This is a genomic window from Methylobacter sp. S3L5C (assembly GCF_022788635.1).
In the GTDB taxonomy this organism is placed as follows: domain Bacteria; phylum Pseudomonadota; class Gammaproteobacteria; order Methylococcales; family Methylomonadaceae; genus Methylobacter_C.
The window spans coordinates 3727270-3753271 of sequence record NZ_CP076024.1; the positions used below are offsets into that span (position 1 = coordinate 3727270).

General features: G+C 41.2%; 23 protein-coding genes. 9 read left to right on the forward strand and 14 right to left on the reverse strand.

Features of this window, described 5'->3' with window-relative positions; translation table 11 throughout:
- Window positions 1–172: 172 nt before the first annotated feature.
- The 3 genes from KKZ03_RS16900 to KKZ03_RS16910 form a co-directional block, all read right to left on the reverse strand.
- Window positions 173–613, reverse strand: a complete 441-nt coding sequence (locus KKZ03_RS16900; RefSeq protein WP_243217957.1) for a VOC family protein — start codon at window positions 611–613, stop codon at window positions 173–175.
- A gap of 83 nt (window positions 614–696) precedes the next feature.
- Window positions 697–1566: an ion transporter gene (locus KKZ03_RS16905; RefSeq protein ID WP_243217958.1), complete on the reverse strand. Its 870-nt coding sequence runs from the start codon at window positions 1564–1566 to the stop codon at window positions 697–699.
- 53 nt (window positions 1567–1619) lie between these two features.
- A complete protein-coding gene (locus KKZ03_RS16910; protein ID WP_243221662.1) occupies window positions 1620–2195 on the reverse strand; it encodes a DNA-3-methyladenine glycosylase I in 576 nt (191 codons plus the stop codon).
- A 1359-nt stretch (window positions 2196–3554) separates the two neighbouring features.
- Here KKZ03_RS16910 and KKZ03_RS16915 point away from each other — a divergent pair.
- Together KKZ03_RS16915 and KKZ03_RS16920 are read left to right on the forward strand one after the other, a co-directional pair.
- Window positions 3555–6218, forward strand: coding sequence for a YbcC family protein (locus tag KKZ03_RS16915; RefSeq protein ID WP_243217959.1), 2664 nt, complete (start codon window positions 3555–3557; stop codon window positions 6216–6218).
- Entirely contained in the window at window positions 6215–8146 is a 1932-nt protein-coding gene (locus KKZ03_RS16920) for a proton-conducting transporter membrane subunit (RefSeq protein ID WP_243217960.1), read from the forward strand. Before KKZ03_RS16915 ends, KKZ03_RS16920 begins: the two co-directional genes overlap by 4 nt.
- A 68-nt stretch (window positions 8147–8214) precedes the next feature.
- Here KKZ03_RS16920 and KKZ03_RS16925 read toward each other — a convergent pair whose 3' ends face one another.
- From KKZ03_RS16925 to KKZ03_RS16945, 5 genes are all read right to left on the reverse strand, one after another.
- Entirely contained in the window at window positions 8215–8994 is a 780-nt protein-coding gene (locus KKZ03_RS16925; protein ID WP_243217961.1) for a zinc-dependent peptidase, read from the reverse strand.
- A gap of 95 nt (window positions 8995–9089) precedes the next feature.
- Complete coding sequence (locus KKZ03_RS16930; protein ID WP_243217962.1) at window positions 9090–9395, reverse strand: hypothetical protein; 306 nt, start codon at window positions 9393–9395, stop codon at window positions 9090–9092.
- Between the two features lie 42 nt (window positions 9396–9437).
- The gene (locus KKZ03_RS16935) at window positions 9438–11360 is read right to left on the reverse strand and encodes a HEAT repeat domain-containing protein (RefSeq protein ID WP_243217963.1); all 1923 of its coding nucleotides are present in this window, start codon (window positions 11358–11360) and stop codon (window positions 9438–9440) included.
- Window positions 11361–11782: 422 nt separating this feature from the next.
- Window positions 11783–12550, reverse strand: coding sequence for an alpha/beta fold hydrolase (locus KKZ03_RS16940; RefSeq protein WP_243217964.1), 768 nt, complete (start codon window positions 12548–12550; stop codon window positions 11783–11785).
- On the reverse strand, window positions 12543–13559 hold the full coding sequence (locus KKZ03_RS16945) for a M14 family zinc carboxypeptidase (RefSeq protein WP_243217965.1): 1017 nt from the start codon (window positions 13557–13559) through the stop codon (window positions 12543–12545). Before KKZ03_RS16945 ends, KKZ03_RS16940 begins: the two co-directional genes overlap by 8 nt.
- 240 nt (window positions 13560–13799) lie before the next feature.
- Between KKZ03_RS16945 and cobS the strand changes: the two genes are divergently transcribed.
- The 6 genes from cobS (at window position 13800) to KKZ03_RS16975 (ending at window position 19037) form a co-directional block, all read left to right on the forward strand.
- Window positions 13800–14546 carry an adenosylcobinamide-GDP ribazoletransferase gene (cobS, locus tag KKZ03_RS16950; protein ID WP_243217966.1) on the forward strand — a complete coding sequence of 249 codons (747 nt, stop codon included), beginning with the start codon at window positions 13800–13802 and terminating at the stop codon, window positions 14544–14546.
- The gene (gene cobC / locus KKZ03_RS16955) at window positions 14531–15103 is read left to right on the forward strand and encodes an alpha-ribazole phosphatase (protein WP_243217967.1); all 573 of its coding nucleotides are present in this window, start codon (window positions 14531–14533) and stop codon (window positions 15101–15103) included. Before cobS ends, cobC begins: the two co-directional genes overlap by 16 nt.
- A complete protein-coding gene (locus tag KKZ03_RS16960; RefSeq protein ID WP_243217968.1) occupies window positions 15104–16138 on the forward strand; it encodes an aminotransferase class I/II-fold pyridoxal phosphate-dependent enzyme in 1035 nt (344 codons plus the stop codon).
- Window positions 16139–16246: 108 nt separating this feature from the next.
- Entirely contained in the window at window positions 16247–17647 is a 1401-nt protein-coding gene (locus KKZ03_RS16965; RefSeq protein ID WP_243217969.1) for a cobyric acid synthase, read from the forward strand.
- A 2-nt stretch (window positions 17648–17649) separates the two neighbouring features.
- A complete protein-coding gene (gene cbiB, locus KKZ03_RS16970) occupies window positions 17650–18543 on the forward strand; it encodes an adenosylcobinamide-phosphate synthase CbiB (RefSeq protein WP_243217970.1) in 894 nt (297 codons plus the stop codon).
- Window positions 18540–19037: a bifunctional adenosylcobinamide kinase/adenosylcobinamide-phosphate guanylyltransferase gene (locus tag KKZ03_RS16975; RefSeq protein ID WP_243217971.1), complete on the forward strand. Its 498-nt coding sequence runs from the start codon at window positions 18540–18542 to the stop codon at window positions 19035–19037. Before cbiB ends, KKZ03_RS16975 begins: the two co-directional genes overlap by 4 nt.
- A 282-nt stretch (window positions 19038–19319) precedes the next feature.
- On the opposite strand, the gene KKZ03_RS16980 is transcribed toward KKZ03_RS16975, so the two are convergent.
- From KKZ03_RS16980 to KKZ03_RS16995, 4 genes are all read right to left on the reverse strand, one after another.
- The gene (locus KKZ03_RS16980) at window positions 19320–19589 is read right to left on the reverse strand and encodes an acylphosphatase (protein ID WP_243221663.1); all 270 of its coding nucleotides are present in this window, start codon (window positions 19587–19589) and stop codon (window positions 19320–19322) included.
- Window positions 19589–21907, reverse strand: a complete 2319-nt coding sequence (rlmKL, locus tag KKZ03_RS16985) for a bifunctional 23S rRNA (guanine(2069)-N(7))-methyltransferase RlmK/23S rRNA (guanine(2445)-N(2))-methyltransferase RlmL (RefSeq protein ID WP_243217972.1) — start codon at window positions 21905–21907, stop codon at window positions 19589–19591. The genes KKZ03_RS16980 and rlmKL overlap by 1 nt, the downstream gene beginning before the upstream one ends.
- 91 nt (window positions 21908–21998) lie before the next feature.
- Entirely contained in the window at window positions 21999–22481 is a 483-nt protein-coding gene (locus KKZ03_RS16990; RefSeq protein ID WP_243217973.1) for an FKBP-type peptidyl-prolyl cis-trans isomerase, read from the reverse strand.
- 59 nt (window positions 22482–22540) lie between these two features.
- A complete protein-coding gene (locus KKZ03_RS16995) occupies window positions 22541–23137 on the reverse strand; it encodes a transglycosylase SLT domain-containing protein (protein WP_243217974.1) in 597 nt (198 codons plus the stop codon).
- 204 nt (window positions 23138–23341) lie between these two features.
- Here KKZ03_RS16995 and KKZ03_RS17000 point away from each other — a divergent pair, with 204 nt between their 5' ends.
- Window positions 23342–23911, forward strand: a complete 570-nt coding sequence (locus KKZ03_RS17000; protein WP_243217975.1) for a PilZ domain-containing protein — start codon at window positions 23342–23344, stop codon at window positions 23909–23911.
- 95 nt (window positions 23912–24006) lie between these two features.
- Here the strand turns inward: KKZ03_RS17000 and KKZ03_RS17005 are convergent, their stop codons facing one another.
- Together KKZ03_RS17005 and cyoE are read right to left on the reverse strand one after the other, a co-directional pair.
- On the reverse strand, window positions 24007–25032 hold the full coding sequence (locus tag KKZ03_RS17005; RefSeq protein ID WP_243217976.1) for a glycosyl transferase family protein: 1026 nt from the start codon (window positions 25030–25032) through the stop codon (window positions 24007–24009).
- Window positions 25029–25916, reverse strand: coding sequence for a heme o synthase (cyoE, locus tag KKZ03_RS17010; protein WP_243217977.1), 888 nt, complete (start codon window positions 25914–25916; stop codon window positions 25029–25031). The genes KKZ03_RS17005 and cyoE overlap by 4 nt, the downstream gene beginning before the upstream one ends.
- Window positions 25917–26002: the final 86 nt, after the last annotated feature.

Genomic DNA, 26002 nt, shown 5'->3' on the forward strand with positions numbered 1-26002 from the left:
AGATTCCAAGAACTAAAAGCCAATATTATTCAGGATGGTTGGCGTGTCGACATTTTTTGTCTATCAGCCAATAAAAGCATCGGCTTTTCAATGTGCAGGATAGAAAAACACGACCACCCTCCGGGGCTTTGGCTTATCAAAAAGGGCGGCTAATCAGTCGCCCGTCGTAGCCTTACCAAGTCCCTCTATTTTCCATGGAAAGCCATGGCTCTGCAGGAGCCAACGACTCACCTTTCTGTAACAGTTCAATAGAAATTTTGTCTGGTGAGCGCACAAATGCCATGTGGCCATCACGTGGTGGACGGTTGATTAATACGCCCGCCGTCATCAATTTTTGACAGGTCTCATAAATATTGTCAACTTCAAAAGCAAGGTGACCAAAGTTACGCCCTCCCTCATAGACTTCAGTATCCCAATTATAAGTCAGCTCTATTAATGGCGCTTCCACCTTCAAGGCCTGATCCACATCAAGCGGCGTATACAAATAAACCAGGGTATAACGGCCCGATTCACTATCAAACCGGTGACTTTGCAACAATCCCAATTTATTACAAAAAAAATCCAGAGATTCATTCAAATCATGAACCCGAATCATGGTGTGTAGATAACGCATAGTGATTTACTCCTTATCAATTGATTTATTGTGACAAACTAACTTTAACCAGCATCCGGATAGCATCAACCTCACCTGTCATGCTATTTTGTATCATCCAATTGATGACCACAATATTTACAGTAGTCGGCATCAACATCATGCCCTGTTTTACCACAATCAGGACAGGCATCATTTCTGATTGTTCCGGCATTATACGTTTTATAAAGCTCGGCACTATAAATGCCCGTAGGCACAGCAATAATGCCATAACCCATTATCATCAGCGTAGCAGCAATCATTTGGCCTAATACCGTTTGCGGTGCAATATCACCATAACCAACGGTAGTAATGGTCACAATCGCCCAATAAACGGATTTTGGAATACTGGTAAAACCGGCTTCGTTATTTTCAACGGCATACATCAGCGACCCAAAAATAATAACCAGCGTTAATACCGCATAAAGAAACACAATGATCTTTCGGGAACTGTTACCTAATGCCGTCATCAGAACGCTCGCTTCCTGCATATACTCTGATAGTTTCAGGATACGAAAAACGCGTAATAACCTGATAATCCTAATAACGAGCATATATTCTGCCCCTGGAGTCAGAAGCATCAAATAAGCGGGTAATATCGACAGTAAATCCACCACGCCAAAGAAACTCTTAAAATATAGCCAAGGCCTCCGAACGCTAATTAAACGCAAACCGTATTCAAGCGTGAATAAGGCAGTAAATACCCATTCAAAAACAGCCAGACTATAAGAAAACTGTTGCTGAAAGCTATCAACACTGCTCATCATGACAACCACTACACTCAGCAAAATAGCGATACTCAATGCAATATCAAAGGCTTTACCCTTGGCCGTTTCAGAACCAAAAATGATGTCATTCAGTGATTCTCGCCACGCTGAGAGCCTCGCACCGTCATTGTAAGAAAGCTTTATTTTTGACGATTTTTTAATAGCCATCCCTTTAAAATCCTGTCTTGATCAGCTTCAAAATTACCTTCATTACTTGTAAATCATGTGCTGTATGTTCTTTTAATGTCATTATATCTAAAGCAATCGACCGTATGATCATTCACCATACCGGTTGCCTGCATAAAGGCATAACAAATAGTGCTGCCAACAAACTTAAATCCGCGTTTTTTCAGGTCTTTGCTCATTAAGTCAGATAGACAAGTCGAAACCGGAAGATCAGCAGCACTCTTAAAGCGGTTACACAAAGGCCTGCCATCGACAAATAACCAAATATACTCATCAAAACTGCCAAAACTTTCTTGAACCGCCAAAAAAGCCTTGGCGTTACCTACGGCAGAATTAATTTTTAGCTTGTTTCTGACAATACCTGGATTAGCCAACAGTAAATTGATTTTGTTATCGTCATAGGATGCAATGCAACGCACGTCAAAATTATCAAAAGCTTTTCTGTATTCTTCACGTTTTTTTAAAATAGTCACCCAACTTAAACCCGCCTGAGCACCCTCAAGTATCAAAAATTCAAATAACAGCAAGTCATCATGGACAGGAACACCCCATTCCAGATCGTGATAGTGTTCTGAGACAGAACTGGTCAGTGCCCACGCACATTTTTTTATGGATGTTGCCAAAATTAAATCCTTAAAATAAAGTAGTGACAGTCAATTGTTGATGTGTAAGAATCTGGTTAGCCTTGGGAGATATGAATAAACTTCACTGATGGTAATTTATCGGTGATTAATTTTTACTAAAAAGGCTAACTGAATTACCGATACAGTAGTCCACACCAATAACTGACGAGGATCTTTAAATGATTTCTGCGGGTATTTATATCTTAACCATTGTCTTTGCAGCCTATGTAATTTACAGGGTGCTTGCCAAGTAAACCAACAGCTCTAACGTCTATTTAGAATGTTGATTATGTCTACATAAACTTAACAATAAAAACCAATCTGTCAGTAACTCAATGAAAAAATTAACCAACTTTGGATCAACTTGAATGATCTTGCATTGGATTATCGCATATTCGTTAAACCCATAGATAGCACTCCAGCGGTGATAGTCATCGGCAAGACTATTTTTTCATGCTGTTGATCCCGTAATCAAGAGGAGAGGCGAAAAACGCTTACCTTTCAGTATTTTTCCCTGTTGTTCTCGACATGGAAATTACTCACACCCAACAATGAAAGTTAAGAAGACCTGAAAATAACCTTAGCTTTAAATTGCACAATGGCAACACTTCTAAAAAAATCATCATTTCGGTAATCCTTTCATCATTGTACAAAAGCATAAGATAAGATTCAGCCGCAGAGTAGTTATGCTCTTCCAGATCGGTAAGCCACTCAATCTCTTTCACTTTTTATTCAACTCATTAAAATTTTTCATAATCTTGTCTCTGGTAATCGAGATTGATATGCCAAGTTTTAATTATCAAGCAGATTTGTCGGCTAAGCAATTAATGAATGTCTTCGATAAATTAGGGTGATAAGCCATAAAACCAAGCAAATACAAAACTCCACAAAAACCGATTTCAGAGTTATCTATTTTAAAGAATCTATTTGCTATTGACTCAAGAAGTCTGTCCGAGAATAGGAACCGTAGCGAGGGAAAGCTATTTTGGTCATTTGAGACAAATAGCTGTTCTATTAAACGAAAATAAACGGAAAATATGGCCAAAATAGCTTTTCCGCAGTAGGTTTTCTATTTTCGGACAGCCTCCTACTGCACCAGAAAAATTGGAATTGGGGGATTTCAACCAAAAGCTTTGGTTGATTTAAACACTACCCCGACCAGAATTCTCTACTTTTAGCTAATCCAAACACATCTAGTAATAACAAGAAACCATTCCTTAACAAGTAAATTACTATTATTTATCATCGAGTTATTAATTAGTTAAATAAAACCATCAGGCCTGTTGGTAAACCATTTATTGCTTGGCATGTTTGGTGCTTATTAATGTGTAATACAGTCTTTATCAGATGTTAATACGGTATCGCACCTTTACCAACAATGCCGAGGTTAAAAATAACAACATGGCTTATCGTGAAATCACCCAACCGCTTTTGGAAAACTCCACGGCAACATCAAAAAAAATCGAGTTTAATCTGGATGCGTCGATAGAACATATCGCTCACTGGCTTCCTGCTCAAGGGCCGATAAAAGATTTTATTCATCACAATACCTTACACGCTTTTCAGCAGCATCCTTTTCATAAAGGTATCGCTATCGCCGCAAAAACTTTCGGTGCTCGTAGTTATTTGCCTTTGGAAGATTATCAAGCGATGTACCAACAAGGCCGGATCAACAAAGCTGCGATTGAATGGGCTATCGAACATTCCGGTTGCACAAAACCAATGCAAGAAACACTTAGAGAATCTTTGTTCGAGGCCGATGCTACGAGTCATTATCCACCCATTTCGCTGGCTAACCATGGCATTCGCAACGCCTGGTTGACTCAGCTAGAAGTTAATCTCAATGCTCTGGTGCATCCGGTATTATTTCGGTTGTTGGGCAACTTTCTGGATCAGGGAATTAGTCGCTGGAGCTTACCAAAAAATGGCGAACATTTCTGGGACTGCGTATTACGCTTGGCAAAAAACAGTTTATTACCGCTATATCCATTAGATGAACCCGTTGTCCATGAATTATTATCGGCAAGCCCTGATGATGTCATTAACGTTTGCCTGAAAAAAATAGTCGGTAATGAAGAACTTTACGAACAATACCTTTTAGAAATGCTCTTGGCTCATCCTGGCTGGGCCGGTATGGTACACGTCATTGAACAAAATCCGAAGTCCCTGCTTGCCCGCCGCGAAATTTCACTTAAAGAAATGATTGCTGTAGAACTGGCTCTTGAACTGGCTTTTCTGCATAAGAAAAAAGGCACCCAATTTTCAGGTATTGCCGCCCTGCCCTACACCCAGGGCACTCCGTTACTTAAAGATGGCGGTTTTAAACCAATCATTCCATTACGTCTGAGAGTCTGGCACGAAGCAATGGAATGGTCACTGCATAGCGAATTACTAAAGGCTCTAAAACCCAAAGATACGCAAATCATTTCCCCTACCCAAAAAAAACTGCCTGAAGCCCAAGCACTATTTTGTATCGATGACCGCGAATGTTCATTAAGGCGTCATCTTGAAGCAAGCAACCCGGCCATTGAAACATTAGGAGCCGCCGGATTTTTTGGCATTGATTTTTTTTACCAAGGCCTGAATGATGCTTACCCGGTTGCCCAATGCCCCAACATTATTACCCCCAAACATCTGATCAAGGAAGCCAGCAGGAAACAACAAAACGATAAAACCAAGAGCAAATCAGGTAACCTGACCAATATGCATTTTACGGCGCATTCAATCTTCCGGGGCTGGCTCTTTACTCAAACACTGGGAATTGGTTACGCCATTCGAATGGCCTGGAATGTATTTCGTCCAGGTTCCAAATTGCCCAGTATAAGAACCTTAAGCGAAGTCGAAACACATACCCATCTACATTTACTTCGAGAATCAGAAGATCTCACGGAAGATGGTTATTTACTGGGCTTTTCCTTCCCCGAAATGGCAGATCGTGTGGGTGGGTTACTGCGTAATATCGGCTTGACACAACATTTCTCACCGCTGGTGGTCATCGTTGCGCACGGCTCCAGCAGCGTCAACAATCCGCATTTTGCCGCTTACGATTGCGGCGCGTGTTCAGGAAAGCCTGGCGCACCCAATGCCCGTGCCTTTGCCTGGATGGCTAATCATGATACAGTGCGGGCGATCCTGTTTGAAAGCGGCATAGAAATCCCCGTCAACACCCGATTTGTAGCAGCACTACACAATACCAGTCGTGATGAAATCACCTATTTCGACAAACAGTTGTTGAAACAACATCCCGCTCCCGGTTTACCTGCTTTTCAGAAAGCCATGAAACAGGCTTTAGAAAACAATGCCGGAGAACGCTGCCGTTGGTTTGAACTGGGCCCACAATCGCAAACCAATAAAAAAGCACACCAGCATGTTATCGAACGATCGTCTTCGATATTTGAACCGCGCCCCGAATACAATCATTCTAATAATCTTTATGCTATCGTCGGTCGAAGAGCGTTAACCAAAAATTTGTTTATGGATCGACGTGCATTTTTGCATTCCTATGACCCTCAGACAGATACGCAAGGCGATATTATGGCCCGAATTTTGTCCGCAGTTATTCCGGTCTGCGGCGGCATCAATCTGGAATACCTGTTTTCACGCATCGACAATTCGGTTTATGGGGCTGGCACCAAGCTACCCCATAATGTTATCGGCTTGCTTGGCGTTGCCAATGGTGTCGAAGGCGATCTGCGCACTGGTCTACCCTCGCAAATGATCGAAGTGCATCAACCTGCCCGGTTACTGATCGTAGTCGAGCAAATGCCCGCAATTCTGGATAAAACCATCGCCAAATTAGGGGGGCTTAAAGAATGGTTGGATAACGAATGGGTTAGATTTGTTGCTTGCCATCCTGAAAACCGTCAACTTTTCCTGTATTCCGTTAATGGCTGGGAAACAGTTGAGTTTGCGGATGACAGCGAGACTCCCCAAGCTACCATTTCAGAGGAAATACTTTTGGGCCAAACAGAAACCATACCGGTGCATCAATTTATTCGGAGACACGCATGAATGGCTTACTTTTAACCAGTCTGGCGCTCCCTTTATTGGGCTTTTTATTAATTTTCCTGACTGACAGGAACGAGAAAAAAATTGCGACCATCAGTTTTTGGTGCAGTCACGTCATGGGGCTCAGTATTATTGCCTTACTGAGTGTGTGGGCGCTTGCCGGTTTTCCGAACCATGAATATGAGTGGTTTACACTCTATGAAACCGACGAATACCGCTTCCCTATCTTGTTTTATCTGGATCGAATCGGCGCTGTTTATCTTTTTTGCGTATGGGCGATTTTCTCCATTATCGTCAAATATTGCCGCGTCTATTTACATCGAGAAACCGGTTATAAGCGTTTTTTTCTGACTATTTTTGGTTTCGTGTTCGGACTAAATCTGGTCATCTTGTCAGGTTCTATTGATATACTGTTTGCCGGTTGGGAAATTGTCGGCATCGCCTCATTTTTGTTAATCGCCTTTTATAGACACCGTGTACAACCAGTACGTAACGCCTTAAGGGCATATACGATTTACCGATTTTGCGACATCGGCTTATTGTTGGGTGCCTGGATGAGCCATTTATTATTTCATGAAAGTCAGCATTTTAGTCAACTGGCCGACTTGTTCAATAACCCGGCGATGCCGCCGGCAGGATACGCCTCTTTGCTATTGGCATCGACCTTAATCCTGATTGCAGCCTCCGGCAAATCGGCACAGTTCCCCTTCTGCTTTTGGCTACCCAGGGCTATGGAAGGGCCAACTCCTTCGAGCGCTATTTTTTATGGTGCCTTATCGGTGCATCTGGGGGTGTTTTTATTACTGAGAACCACGCCAATATGGTCTTATTATTATTCAACCCGCTTTAGCGTATTTATAATTGGCTTGCTGACCGTCATTGTGGCCAGTATTTCTGAAAAAACACAGTCCAATATCAAAGGCCAAATTGCTTATGCCTCGATTACCCAAGTAGGCTTTATGTTCATGGAACTGGCTTTGGGTCTTGAATCGCTGGTGCTGGTTCACTTTTTAGGTAATGCTTTTCTGCGTTGCTATCAATTATTGGTTTCGCCTTCAATCGTAGCCCATTTGTTAAGAGTGGAAGGTTCTGCTGATAGCGATTTCTACATCAGAAATCATTCAAGATTCGAGTTTCTGCCAGCATCACTACGTAATACCTTGCCGGAAGTCTTGCAAAATACACTTTATGTATTTTCGCTACAAGAAGGTAATTTGGAGCTTTTGGTGCGCTCTGTACTTTGGAACCCCTTAAAGCGTATCGGTACCACCATCAACGCGCTGAACCTTTGGATGAAGCTCCTGTATGCTTTAGGCGGTTTCACTTTGGTTGGGTTGATCATCGTAGCCGCTGGCATTAATAGCGAATATCTATCGATACCGATATCCGTATTGATGGTATTGGCATCATTAAGCGCCTTCAGTCAAAAGCACAACCCATTCAAGGTTTGGAATGCGATCGGCTTAAGCGCAATTTTGGCAGGCGTGGCGGTTTGGTTTTTAAATCCAGCTGCCTGGTTCGATGTGGCGATATTTGCCAGTGGCATTATCCCCGCCTGGATATTGGGGATAGTTGTCTTGGCAAAACTGCTTAAAAATGACAACTTTTCCGAATCACCCTTTGCCTATCGGGCGATGGCAGAAACCCAGCCGAAACTTTCCCTACTATTGTTTTTGAGTTTCTTGGGGCTGGTCGGCTTTCCGATTTCACCGGCTTTTCTCGGCGAAGATTTATTGCTTTCTCATGCCAGTAATCATGCACCCTGGTTTGCACTACCTATCACTGTTGCTTTCGTTATTAATGGTATCGCTGCCGCACGCGTCTTCCAAAGACTGTGTATGGGCAACCCGACTGAACTTAATATAATGACAGAAGAACTTGATACAAAAGCAGCACTACCTATGAAAATACCAAAGCACCATACGGCTTGATTAACTGCCTAAACATGAATGGCAGTGCATAATTGCCTCAGGAACTTCCCGATACTGGTAAGGAATTTTCAGCAAACAGGATGTTGCCGCAGTAACGGATCTTGCCGGTAATAAAGTTGTAGTTGTTGATAAACTTCAGCAAAATGCGACTGCAAAATTTCCGGCGCGCAGAAAAAATATTCACTGATTACCGCAAAAAATTCGGCCGGACTGGTTGCTGCATAAGAGTCAATAACGGGGTGATGGTGATGCTCGACTCGTTGAACCAGACTTTCATAAGCAACACTGAGTGAAGTTGACCACGCAACCACAGCCATCCCGTGATGCAACGGAGGAAAGCCGTCAGCCGAACCATTAAGCATATCCAGCTTATGAGCAATTTCATGAATAACCACATTGCGGCCGGATTGATTATCCGGCATATCCCGTTCAACATCATCCCATGACAATATCAATGGCCCCCGCAACCATGATTCACCGATTAAGGCATTGTCGTTATAGTGAACAACACCCGCCGCATCCTTTTCGTCCCGGCTAATCCTGAATGCAGACGGGTAAACAATAATCTCTGTCCATCCCGATAAACAGCCAATTCCCAGCCAAAGCGCAGGCACACAGGCTTGGATCGCGATAATCAGACACATGGTATCGGTAAGTTGAAATTCTTGTGCACCGGAAAATTTTTTTTCATTGAGAAACAAGGTTGTTAGTTCCCGTAAATGCGCCTTCTCAACCGCCGTCATGCCCTCTAAAGAAGCCAGTTTTTCAGTCACCTCAAGCCATAAAACATGCTCAATAGCATGATGCTGTAAAACGTAACGGGTATGTAGGCGATTAAAAAAATTCATAACCAATTAAATCCTGATTTCTATAAAGCTGGGATGACAATACGGGCACTAATAATCATAAACAGTCGATTGATAACGATTAACAGAAAAATATGTTAAATAATTTCAAAAGAGAAAATCACCGTAATTAATGTCATTGATACTAATCCCAGCAAGAAGATCATTTCTGCCCAACGCTCTAATCGTTCATTGGCTTGCTTTGAACGAATCGATGAAAATGAAAGTAATGCACTGATCATAAATAATAAACTATCAATCGCCAAGGCTTTATCAATCAGGTAATTTGTAAGTCCTGTATCCATCGTTTTGACGATACTGATAACCATAATACAAACACCCACCATCGTCGCAGAATTCGGCAAAATATGGTGAGATAGATCATTTGAACTGTTATTTTTCATCAGCTATTTCCTTATAAACAAGACAGAAAAAATCAAACTTCTCTAAAAATTTATTGATTTATCTGAGCGTTTGAACACATTTGCCAAGACATACCAAATTAATTTCAAAAACATGGCGACCGCAAAAACAAATAATATAGCTATCAGGTATATTCCTCCCCACCTACCATCCTCTTTAAACTGCGGATAATAAGGAGAAATATCAGCCAAAAAACGAAACAAGTATATTGAACTACCAAAGACAGCAATGCTGACAAAAAACTTTTTACCTCTTAGAAATAATGGCAAAAACGCCAAGACAGGACATATTACGATTAACAGATTAAACGTATTATTAATTAACGCAGTTAATAAGGGATTTTGTATTTGTGACAGCCTTTCCTGCGTTGCATTGCTTACCTCAATGACTTCATCGTTTAAAAGAGGAGCGATAATATAAACAGCCTCTTTTCCTTGTAATTCTATCAGTGCATTCATTGCACCAATACGTATCTTGGGCTGATTATCTTTTAAAAAAAAGGCCAGCGTGGGGATTGCTTCTTTTGCCTGTAATTTTGCTACGGCCTCTGTCGCGGCAAGGCGGACATCATCATCACTATCTTGCAAAAGATCAATAATACCGGGAATCGCTTCTTTTGCCTGTAACTCTTTTAATGTAGTAACTGCCGTATAACGTATGCTTTTATTGTTATCTTGTAAAAAAGGCACAACAGTAGAAATTACTTCTTTTTCAGAAACTAAGACATTTTTTTCTTGTAATTGCTGCACTAATTCCATTGCCCGAATGCGTATCTCGTCGTCATTATCGTGTAACAGAGGAACAAGACGAGGAACAAGTTCTTTTTCTTGCAATTGCACTATTGAATTAAGCGCCTGAAGGCGCACACGACCAACGCTATCTTTTAACAATGGAAGAATACCGGAAACCGCATTTTCTCCCTGTAATTCTTCTAATGCAACTATTGCATTTCTACGCACATCAGGATTGCTATCTTTCAAAAGAACGGTAATTTTTGCAATGGCTTCTTTTGCCTTTACTTTGCGTAACAGGCTTAGTGCACTGGAACGAAGCTCTGCATTGCTGTCTTGCAAAAGCAGAATAATGCCAGGCACCGCTTCTTTTGCGTCTAAATCCTGCAATGCTTTTATCGCGCTTAAGCGTACGTTGTCGTCTTTATCTTGTAAAAGAGAAATAATTCCAGGAAGCGCCTCTTTTCCTTGTAACAAGCCGAGTGCTTCCATGGCCCGGATACGTATATTGCTATCTTTATCTTTCAAAAGCCCGGTAATACTGGAGGTCGCCTCTTTAGCCTGCAATTGCAATAAGACGTTTATAGCAGCCATGCGTACCGTGTTTTCGCTATCGTTTAATAGCAGAATAATCGTTGGAATCGCTTCTTTAGCTTGCAATTGCAATAAGGCATCCAGTGCACTAATACGTACATTGGCATCTTTTTCTTGAAAAAGAGAAATAATGCTTGGAATTGCTGCCTTTGCGCGAAATTGCACTAATACTTCTATGGCTTTATTCCGAACGGAGCTGTCCGCATCTTGTAAAAGAGGAATAATACGGGGAATCGTTTCTTTCGCGTCTAATTGTCCTAACACTTCTATTGCGGCAGCGCGTACATAAGGTTCGCTATCTTTCAAAAACGGCGTAATACTGGAAATTGCCCGCTGCTCTGCCAAGCTTTGCAATAGTTGCAACACGTATGATTTACTATTACTTAAATTGTTTTTCGGGTTTTTTAAAGCAGGAGTACTAGTCGGGATCGTGTCTTTTTTTTGTGACTGCGTTAATATTTTTTTTGCGCTTTTACTGGCTTTATCTGCCTTCTTTCCTGTCAAACATTCCTTTTCAGACCCGGAAGAGTGATTAGTACAATTCTGGATTTTTTCTGCCAGAACAGTATGATTTGCTAAAACCATGATCATGGAAAAAATAAAATAGAGTCTTATTTTCATAAATAATGAACTGTTTTGATAGATAGCTTAAGTTTGAAATAACACACTTGATGGGTGTCTAAAAATTACTTTTAGCAAATTGGGCATGAGGTTATTTTAATGACTTATTAAAAAAACACCAATATCCAAAAACTTTAGTGGTTCCCATAAATGAATATATGATTTCCGTATTTTATTGATGAATTACCAATTTTCATCTAAAAACCCCTCTCTTTCCCTTGCTATCTTAGATGGCTATCAGCCTAACAGGAAAGCAGTATATATGGTTTCTTTATTTGTTGCACAATAGACAGATCTTGGCTAAATATTCATTGGACCGAAAGAAACCAACTTACTATAGTGACGTTAAATCGTTTTTGGTAACTTGGTTTCAAGCTGTTTTTGGTGTGCGTTTTTATCATTACTGTCAGACGGTATTTTTATTACTCTTTCAAAGCCCAGTTTTTCAGCTGTAATGCTACCCACACTGGATCGTCAAGCGTTAAATCATGACCTCCCCATGAATGACTGTGCAATTCTAAATGCCATTTTTTTTGTATTGCTTCCGAGCAGTTTGGTGACACTAGTCTGTCGCCTTTGCTGTTTAGTAACAAAATGGGCTGTCTTGGCTTTCTGTCGCCGGGACAATAGCTTGCCGCTGCTATAATTTGTCGAAAGCTGTTTTTAAGACTAATCGGGCGCTCATGCTGTATTTTCTCCCAAGCAAGACTTATCGGTTCATCCTGATCGCGGCGATTGCTTATTAATTGCAATATGGCTTTTTCCCGGCTGCAACCCTTTCGCTTCGACATCAATAGCGCAAATTTACCGTAACTTTGCCAGCGTAATCGATGATAAAAAGGACTTAAATCGGCAAAACTGGTATTAATCAAACTTGCCCCACAAATATCCTCAGGGTAACTTCGCATCCACTCCCAGGCTACCATGGCTCCCAATGAAACAGCCAGAAAGGTAACAGGTTGTTGCAGGTAACCCTGAGCAAGCGCTTGACCACGAACTTTGTCGGTAATGGCCTTGATGGTAGCCGGACTGACTGCTTTGTAAAAACAACCGGTACCAGGTAAATCCAGCATGGTGATGTTGGCATCAGGAAAAGTTGTTTTCAGGACGCCAATAAAATTGCCCCAGTGCGCTGATTCACGTGACAAGCCTCTAAGTAGAAGCCAGTTTTGACCGGGTTTATTATTCATACCAAATATCCTGTGCTTTTTTTGTATATTTGGCTTTTTGTTGCTGCGCCAAGTGGGCCCAACTTCCTGGATATAAAAGACTTCTGTGTAAAAAATCAAAAAGCAAAAAATGTCGACGTAAAACCCGATGCTGCCGATGCGGCAAGAGCGGGTGAAACAAGCCGTGGCGGGAAAAAAGATGTGATGGATTCTTGCGTAACCATAGCCATGAGCCCATTTCCAGAGTCAAAGGCAAAAATAAACGATCAGAGCCAAATTTTTGTATGAATTCATCTAGCAGATAATCCCATAAATCACCACTAATGACATATTCCAGACACATGGGCTCTATTTTATAAATATGATGTGGATAGCATCGATCAAACAATTCTTTTAAAACCAAGGTTTCAGCGATAAAAGGAAAGGGAATTTTACGTGAAGCATAAGGAAACCATAAGCGGTCTTTAATTCCAAAACCGGAATGTAAATCCAGGGCAATCGACAATGGTGAGTTAAATAGTTGTTGATCAACTACACGACATAAAGCCAACGATTCTTTTTCCATATTCAAGACATCGCCGCGATACCAAGGCAAACGAGACGTCAGGTTTTGACCGCTGTAGAGCTTGGTTGCACCGACACCTTCTACGGGTGAATTTCGCATAAGATCAACCCCATTACCATTACAACGAGTCCCCAGATAAATACCTACCGGATTAACCAGAGGCACAAAAACCAATCGGGATTTTTCCAGACGGGCAAGAAGTTCTTCATCCCAATTAAGTAATTGACTGATAGTTTCCATATAAGACAAAATCACTTCCGAACCTATTTTTTCCAGTCCATGGACACCGCCAAAAAAAGCCAATACCGGCGCACTGGGTTCAGTTGATCCCAAGGTCACGCAATGGATAGGAAATTCATGGCCTTTATGATGAATTCTCTCTATAACTTGGGTGCGGGCTTTGTCGCCAAATTGTTCAATAATACGCTCAAGCTGCTCAAGTTCAGGAAATTTAAAACCAGTCATATGTATAAATCAGAAGTTATAAGCTATGAAAAACAACTTTATTGTTTTATGCATGAGCATCACACAGTGTAATTGTTATGCTTTGTTAAAAAAATCAGAAGATAACTCTTAAACAAACGGTTATCCTATTACACTCGCATGACAAAAAGATGAATTGTAGGCGACTACTTACGGCACCGATTTTCATATTTTTTTACTCGATTAAACATCAACATTGAATAATCTGATACCAAAACAATAATGTCCCGACTAAAACTCTTTCTGCTGGCTCTTGGCTTTTATACCCGTATACCTTGTTCACAACTATTGGATTATAAACAGCTGCCTAAAGCAACTGTTTATTTGCCGCTGGTCGGCTGGCTGGTTGGTGGCATTACGGCGTTCAGCTTTTATCTGGCTGATTGTTTGTGGCCGCAAACAACAGCAGTCATATTGGCTTTAATTACCGGTATTTTTTTGACGGGTGCCTTTCACGAAGATGGTTTTGCCGATGTCTGTGACGGTTTTGGCGGAGGCTGGAACAAACAACGTATTCTGGAAATCATGAAAGATTCCTCTATCGGCGTTTATGGCGTTGTCGGGTTGTTGCTACTTTTTTTATTGAAGTTCAGTTTACTGGATGGTTTATTAGCCACAGCCGTTCCTGTTGTCTTATTGGCGGGGCACAGTATTAGCAGGTTGTCGCCACTGCTGCTCATGCAGCGATATGATTATGCGCGTAATAATGACAGCAAGGCGGCTGTTGCTGTTTATAAAAGCAATAGGCAACAATTGTTTGTCGCTGGCGTGTCAGGTTTGTTACCTTTGCTGCTGCTGCCAGCTGTGTGTACACTGGCAATTATTCCTGTGTTTGCTGTTAATTGGTATTTGGGACGTTATTTTTATCGCCATATTGGTGGTTACACGGGAGATTGCCTCGGTGCAAGCCAACAAATTTCAGAAACTGTTTTTTATTTAAGCATTAGTGCCTTATGGATATTTATTTAATTCGCCATACGAAAACTGACACCTTTAAAGGACTTTGTTATGGGCAAAGTGATGTTGGACTGGCGAAAAGTTTCCTTGAAGAAGCGCATCAACTGCAACAGAAATTACCTGAACTTAATGACAATAGCCTGCTTTTTAGTAGTCCGTTAACGCGCTGTGTAAAATTGGCTGAACGGTTTTCCACGTTTGTGACGACTGATGCCAGACTGATGGAACTTGATTTTGGTGATTGGGAAAACAGGTACTTTGATGATATAGATACGGCTATTTTACAGCAGTGGACCGATGACTTTGTCCACGCTGCACCACCAAACGGCGAAAGTTTTATCGATTTATGCCAGCGTGTCGGAAATTTTTGGCAAGAGTTAGTGCAGGGAATACCCCAGACAACAAAACAAGTTTTAATAATAACCCATGCCGGTGTTATTCGCGCATTGTTGGCACATATTTTAAAACTACCGCCCGCTAATGCTTTTCAGTTTCGGGTTGACTTGGGTTCTGTGCATAAACTTCAGCACCTCGATAATTACACTTACATAAACTACATCAACTTATAAATGAAACACGGCGGTAATATTTATCAGTTTGCCCACCATCTTGGCTGCCTGCCTGAACAGATACTGGATTTTTCAGCCAATATTAATCCACAACAAGCCGTTGATTTGAGCTATTTGCAAGCGGTTTCACTGGGTCCTTATGCCGACCCGGATTATAAATCGTTAAAACAGGCGATTAGCGCACGCTATAACTATCCGGCTAATGCCGATATTGAAGTATTTAATGGTGCCAGTGCAGCTATTTTTGCTTTATTACGTTGGATACAACCGCAAGATTTGGTTTTATACACGCCTTTGTATGGCGAATATGCGCATATTGCCGGAGAACTGGGTTGTAAGCTATATAATATCAATCGGTTGAATTCGTTAATGATGGATATTCCAAAAAATAGCACAGTGATTTTTGTTAATCCCTCCACGCCGGATGGACAGCTTTATGACATGCAAGAACGATTGGCAGCGTGGCAAGCGGCAGACTGCAATATTATCGTCGATGAGTCATTTTTGGATTTTTGCATGGCCGATTCAGTAGCAAAATACATAGCCCGTTACGATAAACTTTATATTATTAAATCCTTAAGTAAATTTTATGGTTGTGCCGGCATTCGTATCGGCTTTATTATCGCAGCTGAACAAGCAATAAAGGAACTAAAACGTTACGAACCAGCGTGGAAATTATCCAGCTTTGATATGATGTACATCCAACAGGCGTTGGCAAATACTGATTTTGTTGAACAAACCCGGCAGCAAACAGCGCATCGACGCAATTTACTACAATGTGCCCTCCAATCTTCCGGTTTGTTTGAACGGATTTATTCAGGACAGGCTAATTTTCTGCTGGCAAAATTAGCCGATCAGCTTGATGGTTCCCATTTGCAAAGGCTTTTGGAACCATCACGTATTTTAATTCGGGTTTGCGATAATTTTGAAGGAATGGATAATCGCTATGTCCGTTTTGCTGTAAAAGATACACTGTCTATTAGTTTACTTGCGGACAGCTTAAAAATGCTGTCGCAAAATATTGGTAGTCGATAAACATCCGTTAATTTACCGGGTGGTAAGTCAGACTAAAACGGCAATAAAATTGCCATTGCCATGAGACGTTGGAATACAACGCTTTTATTTATGGATTAAAAGGGATATATGAAACCATTAGCTGTTTTTGGTACCGGTTCAGATGCAGGTAAAACCAGTTTGGTCATGGCTTTGTGCCGAATTTTTGCCGATCAAGACATAAAAGTTGCGCCTTTTAAGGCGCAAAATGTGTCCAATAATTCTGCGGTTACCCAGGATGGTCGTGAAATTTCCAGGGCTCAGTGTTTACAAGCAGAAGCGGCACGTGTAGAACCCAATTACTTGTTTAATCCGGTACTGCTTAAATCCCATGGTAACAGTTCTGTACAGGTTATAGTCAATGGCTTGGTTCATAAAAAACAAACCATAACCGCTTATTATGATGAAATTGATGAGTTAAAATTACAAGTACAACTGGCTTTTTCGCGCTTACAGCAAGATTATGAATTGGTCATTGCTGAAGGAGCAGGATCACCTGTTGAATTAAATTTGTTGGACAAAGACTTATCAAATACCTTCATCGCCAATACTTTCAACACCAAAAATATTTTGGTAGCCGATATAGAAAGGGGCGGAGTATTTGCTTCAATCTACGGCACCATGGCATTAATGGATCCGGTTATGCGCAGCAATCTGGTTGGGGTAGTCATCAATAAGTTTCGCGGCGACCGGCGTTTTTTTGATGAGGGTGAAAAAATTATCAAGGATCGGTTTGGTATTCCTGTTTTGGGTGTACTACCTTTTCAGCCGTTGAATATTGATATGGAAGATTCCCAGTCTCTGGGAAATTATCAACAACGTCTGGATGATGTAAAAATCCGTGTTGGCGTTATCGTTTATCCAGGTTTAAGTAACTATAACGATCTTGATGTTTTAATGGCAGATCCTGAAATTTATGTCGAGTTAATCCATGCTTATCGTTCGCTGAGTGATTTTGATATGGTTTTACTACCCGGTAGCAAAACCGTAATCCGTGATTTGCAATGGCTAAAACAACAGGGTTTATTTAAAGAACTTCAACAATTCAATAAACCTGTTTTTGGGCTTTGTGGCGGTTATCAAATGCTTTGTGAAAGTCTGCATGATCCTGATGCCTTGGAACATGATGAACCCATCATTGAAGCCGGTTTAAGTTTTATTGATGATGTAGTCATCTATCAAAGTCCTAAAATACTTCAGCGCGCCTATTATCAATTATCTTCATACACGGCAATAAAAGGCTATGAAATCCATAGCGGACGCATGGGCAAATATCCTTTATTTTATCAAGGCGGACGCTTTACGGGTACGCATGTGCATGGTATTTTTGATAATGATGCGTTCCGGAGAGATTATTTTAAGGTCATTAATCCTCGCTATCAAGGTTTTGACTATGCAAACTATCGTGAAGCACAAATACAGGGCTTTACTGATATGGTTGCAAAAAATCTGGATACGACTACTATCTTGCAAGCGCTTCAGCCCGATTAATAGTGTTTGAATTAGCGGCTTTAGCCTATCTTATTGATATCATTTTTGGTGAATTTCGTTGTAAACATCCGGTAGTATGGATGGGTGAATTTATTTCGGGGTTTGAAAAACGTTTTTATCATGACCGGGTTTTACCCGGTGCGTTATTAGTAATCAGTTTGGTCGCTTTGACTCTCCTGATTAGCAGCGTTCTTGTTTATCTGTGTGGATGGTTACCGGAAGAGCTGTCTTTAATCGTATTGGCATTGTTTGCCTCCACCGGACTGGCCATGAACATGTTGCATGCCAGTGTCACTGAAATATTGACTACTGAACAACCTAAACAGGCATTACGTTTTCTGGTTAGTCGCGATACCGATACGATGACAGAAACTGACATCTACAAAGCAGCACTGGAAACTTGGGCTGAAAATCTCAGTGACGGTGTAATTGCACCCTTGTTTTATTTGATATTGTTTGGCTTGCCGGGGATTGCAGTTTATAAAGCCATCAATACGATGGACTCCATGATTGCCTATAAAACCGGGCGATATTTTTATTTTGGTAAAACAGCGGCTATTGTTGATGATATAGTCAATTTTTTACCGGCACGACTGACGGCGTTGTTGATTGTTTTATTGGCTAAAAATAAAAAACTTGCCTGGCAGTGCTTATGGCGTGATGGTAATAAACTGGAAAGCCCCAATGCCGGCTTTCCGATTGCCGCAATGGCAGGTGCTTTAGGTATTGCCTTGGGTGGCGATGCCTCTTATCACGGACAACTAAAACATAAACCGCTATTAGGACTACCTGTTAAGCCGGTCAATAAAGCCGTATTAGCGGAGGCCTTAGCGATGAAAACAGGGTTTAATTGGCTGATTTTAGGTTTATTAGTGACAGGCGTTGCAATGACATGAAAACACTGTTTATAGGTGGTATAAAAAGTGGTAAATCCCGATTGGCAGAAGCGTATATTTTAGAAAAAAAATACCCAGATAAACCTTACTATTTGGCAACAACTGAATTTTTTGATGATGAAATACAAGCGCGGGTGACTATTCATCAACAGCGCCGTAAAGATTTTTTTGTCACACTGGAAGAACCTGTAAAACTGTTTGACGCCCTTGAAAAATGCGAACGTCCGGTATTGATAGAGTGTGTATCGATGTGGCTAAACAATTTACTTTATTATCAAATTTCTGAAGCTGATATTTTGCAGGAACTGGAAGCCGTATTGCAATTACCCTGCCCTATGGTTCTGGTACACAATGAAGTTGGCCTGGGTGTCATTGCCGATAATCTATTGGCCCGTCAATTTGTTGATTTATCGGGTAAAGCCGCGCAGTTGATGGGGCAGTACTGTGATGAAGTGTTTTTTTGTAGCGCAGGATTAAAGCTGCGTATGAAGTAAATTGCTATTCACGAACGGCCCTCTGCTGACTTGGCCAACACGCTGATGTTAAAGATCTCTCTTGGAAAGTAGCAAAAATTTAGGCCTGGCACCATTTTCTATTTGATCTGTCTTTCGATAACGGTTAGATTTGATGTTCCCTGGCACACTAAGAACGCAACATAAGATTAACCATAATGAACGTTGCCACGTTGCCACATAGCCTTTGCAGGCATCGCCCAATTTTACAAACTTACAAATGAGACTTTTTTGTGGGTTGTCTGACTGCCTGAAATAAACCTGTTATCTGATTTCAAAAGAAGTAAAAGCCTCATCCATTTCCAGCTCAATCATGTCAACCTGATCGACTCGGGCCGTGATCGGGCCTTTTTGACACCATTGTATTAATTTCTCAATGCTGACATGATCAGCTTCGGCAATAATTTCGACCCGACCATCGGGCAGATTTCTGACCAAGCCTTTTATATCAAGCTGTTTGGCTTTTTTCTGGGTAAACATCCGAAAATAAACGCCTTGCACACGTCCGGAAACCTGAAGCCTTATTCTACGTATCACTTGGTAATTTTCCAGCAATAATGAATTCTTGGATTGCGGGAAAAATCTTCAGGAATAGTGGCTGTGCTAATGTCTTCTACCGTTAAATCAGACAAGCCCGGCTTATCAATTTTAAAACGTCTGAAATTGGTAGAAAAATATAAAATACCTTCAGGTGCCAAGAGTGTCACGGCATTTTTTATTAGCTGAACATGATCATTTTGTATGTCGAACACATCATCCATTCGCTTTGAATTGGAAAAGGTTGGTGGATCAAGAAAGATAAGATCGTATTGCCGGGTATCTGTTTGTTTGGCTTCATTTGCCAGCCATTCCAAACAATCTGCCTGAATAAACTCATGCTCTCCGGTATTTTTATTCGGAGCCATATTGTTTTTGGCCCAATTAATATAAGTATTGGACATATCCACCGTAGTGGTTGACGTTGCCCCTCCCATAGCGGCATGAACGGTGGCACTGCCCGTATAAGCAAACAAATTTAAAAAGCGTTTATCTTTAGCCTGTTGCTGAATCAGTAGTCGGATAGGTCGGTGATCCAAAAATAAACCGGTATCCAGATAATCTTCAAAATTAACCAATAACTTGCAACCACCTTCTTCAACGGTATGGAAGCGTCCCAGCTCACCGTGTTTTTCGTATTGGTCAGTACTTCTTTGTTTACGACGTATTTTTAAGAAAACCTGCTCACTGTTAACGCCCAATACCTGAGGTATTTCGGAGAGTAAACCGGCTAATCTCTGATCTGCTTTGTGTTGGTCGATCGTTTTAGGGGGTTCATATTCCTGAACATTAATCCAGGTTTGCTCACCCTCGCCTTGATAAATATCAACTGCTGCTGCATATTCCGGTAAATCGGCATCATAAACACGATAGCAGGTAATCCCGTTTTGCTTTGCCCATTTGGATAATTTTTTAAAATTCTTTTTCAGTCGATTGGCGAATTCTACCGCTCCAACCTTGCTTTCAATGCTATTGACTACGGATTCATCTCCAAGCTCAAACTTTTTGTCGGCCACAATTTCTGTTTGCTGTTCACGACCTTTCTCTACACTGACAAGCCTTTCGGCATTGACAACAGGTTGCTCGGTTTTACTAATCGCAATGACTTGAGCAATGCGTTCTTCCTGTGTTTTAGCTTTTGGAATAAAAAAATTATTTGCTTCGATGTTAAGACGTAATAATTTACACTCAAGCGCACCGTTAAACAGGGTAATCGGTTTTTGTGAACGTAACCCCAAACGAAAACCCAGCTCGGGATTACTGATAATCATCGCGGCTTTCCAGCCAACAAAATGCGTTTTTAGTGCCGTACCAAATTTTTTGTACAGCTCTGCGGTTTCTTGTTCATCGCCTAAACGTTCACCGTAAGGCGGGTTACAGATTAACAACCCCGGTTTCCAGCTTTCAGCAGGCTCTGCATCTTCAATATCACGACGCTCAACATGAATTTTATTTTGTAGTCCGGCATTGGCTATATGCGTTAAAGCCGCATTTACAGTGTGACGATTTTGATCAAAGCCAACGATAACGGGGAGTTTTTCCATGCCCACTTTTCTGCGTTGTAGCGCTTCAATGCGTAATTTCTTCCAGCACTCTGCATCATGTTTTTTCCAGCCAATAAAGCCGAAATATTCACGCAACAGCCCGGGGGCGTAATCTGCAGCGATCATAGCACCTTCCAACAACAGCGTTCCTGATCCACACATTGGATCGATTAATGAGCCGTTTTGTTGGGCAATTTCTGGCCAACCACAACGCAATAACATCGCAGCCGCAAGATTTTCTTTCATCGGCGCTTGTATATTGACATCCCGATAACCGCGGCGATGCAAACTTTCACCGGAAAGATCCAAACTAAGTTGGGCAATTTCGCCATTCAAATACACATTAATACGAATATTTGGTTGCTCGGTATTAATGCTGGGGCGTTGCTGAAACTTTTCCCGCATCTGATCGACAATCGCATCTTTAACTTTTAATGCGCCAAAATGGGTATTATTAATAGCCTGCGAGTTTTTTGCACTGAACGAGACAGCAAAAGTATCATCAGCGTTAATATGTTCAAACCAGTTGATTTGTTGCACGCCATTGTAGAGATCTTCCTGGGTTTTTACCTCAAAAGAACTTAATACCAGTAAAATCCGGTTGGCTGTGCGGGACCATAAACAGGCACGATAAGCAGTTTCCAGATCGCCCTCAAAAGCAACGCCTGCCATTGTAGCCTTAATATTATTGATGCCGAGAGTTTTAAGTTCTTCGGTAAGAATGGTTTCCATCGCCTTTGGCGTGGTGGCAAACAATTGGTAAGTGGGCATAAGAACAAGGAAAAAGGTAAAAGGCGAAAATAAAAAAAGGCGTAAGTGACAGACTTTTTTGCCTGCCGTTTTACGCCTTTTAGTTGTTTTTTTATTGAATTTTTAGCAGTTCAACATCAAATATCAAAGTTGAGTTGGGGCCGATTGATCCGCCTGCACCTTGCTCGCCATAAGCAAGTTCTGAAGGAATATAAAAGCGATATTTAGCGCCTTCGGTCATTAATTGTACGCCTTCAGTCCAACCTGGGATCACTCTGTTTAAAGGGAATGAAATAGGCTCGCCACGACTATAAGAACTGTCGAATTCTTTACCATCGATGGTTGTACCCTTGTAATGAACTTTTACAGTTTCTGTCGCTGAAGGCGATACGGTACCTGTTCCAGGGGTTAAAATTTCGTATTGCAAACCGCTGGCTGTGGTTACAATATTGGCTTTTTTAGCATTTTCTGCCAGAAAAGCGACACCAGCCGCTTTATTTTCTTCAGGTGTAGTGGCATTGGCCATTGAAAACATAGTAATCCCTATAAGTAGAACAGTGATAATTGAAACAACTTGAATTTGAATTTTTCTCACGATTTTGCCTTTTTGTTAACGTAAAAAGTGGTTAGTTTATCAAAAAATAACACTATTTTTTAATTCATTTTGCAAGCACCCAATTGGCTTTGAAATAATCTGGCCCGGTAAGCGACTTTATTCGCTACTCGTTGTAACCAGGCTTTTTTTAAATAACTTTTATGCTTATAGCCACTATGGCCTTCATGATAGGCCAGATATAAATTTTTTGCGTCTCCTTTTGAGATACCCAGTCTGGAATGACTTATGTTGCAATACCAACCGATGAAATCGGCAGCATCAGCAAAATCATCACGATCAGAAGTCCAGCCTCCCGCTGCATCAAGATAATCATCCCAAGTCTCATCTTTAACTTGCGCATAACCATAAGCACTGCTGGGTCTAAACCAGGGAATAATACCTACCAGCCAGACTCGGGGCGGTTGCGCATCGGCAACAAAATGAGACTCTTGGTGCATAATTGCCATTTGCACAGAAATAGGCACTCCCCATTTCTTATAAGATTCTTGGGCGTCGGTATACCAATCATCTTTTTCTCTGAAGGTAGCACAGATATTGTCACTATTTTTAGGTGGAAGCGCGGTACAAGCGGCTAAAGAAAATACTAAAAATAGTATTAATTGGCTTTTTATGATGTTGTGTAACGTATTAATCAAAATAGGGCTGGTTAAAAATTAAATAGTTGATGTTGTAATAAAAACAAGTGTGTAAGCACAGCTTGAAAATATTACAATTGTACTTGATAAATTTATGCACAGTAAGCTGAACACTATAAGCGAATAATCAATCAGGAGATAATAATGTACGAAAACCTGGATAGGGCTCATCGCGCAAACTTGGTGTCACACGGTTTTATTTATATGGGAAAAGAAGAGCATAAAATCACGGTTAAAAATCTTTCTATCAGCGGTGTACTTGCCCAATTAAACACCAATAGAAAAGATATTGATATTAAATATATTTTTAACCAATTATTGGTTTCAACCATTGTTGATTTGTATCTTCCTGAAATGCGCCTGATTGGTGAAGCTGAAGTAGTCAGAGCTGATATGGAAGAAGGTCTTATTTTACTGGCTCTGGAGTTTAAAAATATTGCCTTTGATGTCGATAAAGAGCTCAACAAAAGAAAAGCCTATAGAAAAAACATACCTGGCCCGGGAAGGATTTTATTAAACGGTGAATACCACTATTTGACTACAATAAATATTTCAGTAGGAGGTTTGATGATCTGTCTTTCAGAAACAATAGCTGTTAAGGAGGGCACTATAACGCAGTTTGAATTTAAACGTCTGGAATTGGAGGGGAAAGTAAAAATAATCTGGATTAAGCATATCTCCGATAACCAAACACTGATTGGCTTGCAATATGTTGATATGAAAAAATATGCCCTTAAAGGAATCCCGTGCTTTGCCCTGCAGCAAAAAGTATAATTGCTATCCACCGCATTTGCTACCACAGAATTTATACTGACTACTCCATACGAATTGTTCTGCAATTAACCCGGAATAAATACTGAAGACCGAAATCAAAGGCCTGCATATTTTTGCTTATCCCTGTTTAGCCAGTAATCCGTCGCTAATTGATGTGCTTGTTGTTGTGTAACGGCTTTACCCAATAATTTAAGTGCAATCGCTGCAGTACCAATGATAGTGCTTTGTGCAAACTCATCCTGCACAGTACCATGCCAAATTGCAGCCAGTTGCCTTGGATCAAGTTCCTCGGGTTTAACATGGCGGCGGGCAAATAAAGCAGGCCAATTTTCGTCAAATAGCTGGCCGTTATGAACACTTTGCACCAGACATTCCATATCAGGATTGCGTTCAGTTTCACCGCCCTCACCTTTCAAAGCAGCCGCATGAGGCTGTTGCAATAAAGCTGACGCTTGCTGATGTACAGGACGATAACCGGGATGAAATATACCCTGGATACTGTATGCTGCATTAAAAGGATTTAACAATCGCACCAACGTATGAACGGGTGAACGTAAACCCAATAGCGGACGCAACTCTATGATCTCATGCAGTTTCGGGCAAAAATACTCCAATGATAAATAACTGAAATGCTGCTGTTCCAGTTGTTGCCTGGTTTGTTCAATTGAGGTTGCATATTCCAGCCCCAGATATTTAAGTACATCACGGGTATAGACCCTGTCTGCACTATGACCACTCGCACCGTGCATAAAAACGGTGATGCCGTTTTCTGCCAATAACAGTGCCGACAATAAAAACCAGGGCAAATGGCGACGTTTACCGGCATAAGATGACCAATCCAGATCGACTATCGACTGCGCAGCGGCAAGATTACAGGATTCTCTGGCAGCCAAAACAAAACCGGCCAGTTCTTCCGGTGTTTCTTCCTTAACACGCATTAACATCAAAAATGCCCCCAACTGAACCGGAAGTACTTCGCCTGCCATGATCATTTTCATCGACTGATAGGCTTCCTCCTGCGTCAACGGTCTTGAGCCTTTTTTACCTTTACCCAATATGCGAATGTACTCTGCAAAAGGGTGTTCAGGGCGCGGGGTTTGCTCGTGATGCGTTAAGTTCATAAAGTAAATCGTATATAATGATCGATTAATAAAGCGGCAAACAACAGCGTTATATAAACAATTGAATAAACAAACGTTTTCATCGCAGTTTTATTATCTTTATTACGCATCATTAACACCGCGTAATAAATAAAACCAAGATCCAAAAGTACCGTAGACCCCAGATAAATTAGACCGCTCATGCCGGTTAAATAAGGTAGCAGCGTCACAATCAACAGCAAAATGGTATAAAGCAATATTTGCAGACGAGTAAATTCAACCCCGTGAGTAACGGGTAACATGGGGATATTTACTTTGGCATATTCTTCACGTCTGGCAATGGCCAATGCCCAGAAATGTGGGGGTGTCCAAACAAAAATGATTAATGCCAGAAGCAAGCCAAAAGGATGCACTTCACCGGTCATTGCACACCAACCCAACAGTGGTGGTGTAGCACCAAAAATACCGCCGATAACAATATTTTGCGGAGTCGCTCTTTTAAGATACAACGTATAAATAATAGCGTAACCAAATAACGAAAGAAAAGTCAGAACAGCGGTTAAGGTATTGACTAATAAAATCAAAATAAGCATGGAACTAACGCCCAAGACAACCGCGAAAGTAATTACATTGGTTGCATTTAATTCGCCTGTGGGTAAAGGACGCTTTTCGGTGCGGGCCATTTGCGCATCCGCTTTTCGATCAATAAAATGATTAATGGCTGCAGCAGAAGATGCCGCCAGAGCAATACCGACGGTAGCATAAATTAAAAGCCCCAATGGCGGCATGCCAGGTACGGCCAATAACATACCGACAACGGCGGTAAATAACATTTCCGCAACAACATTGGGTTTACATAGTGTAAGGTAGTTCTTCCATGAAAGCATAAAGGGTTTGCTAGGCATTATTTAATTAAGTTCCAACTTGTAGTTTATTGTATAGAATACAGTGAACTATTAATTATTGAAATAGTCCGTTGCGCTTACCATCA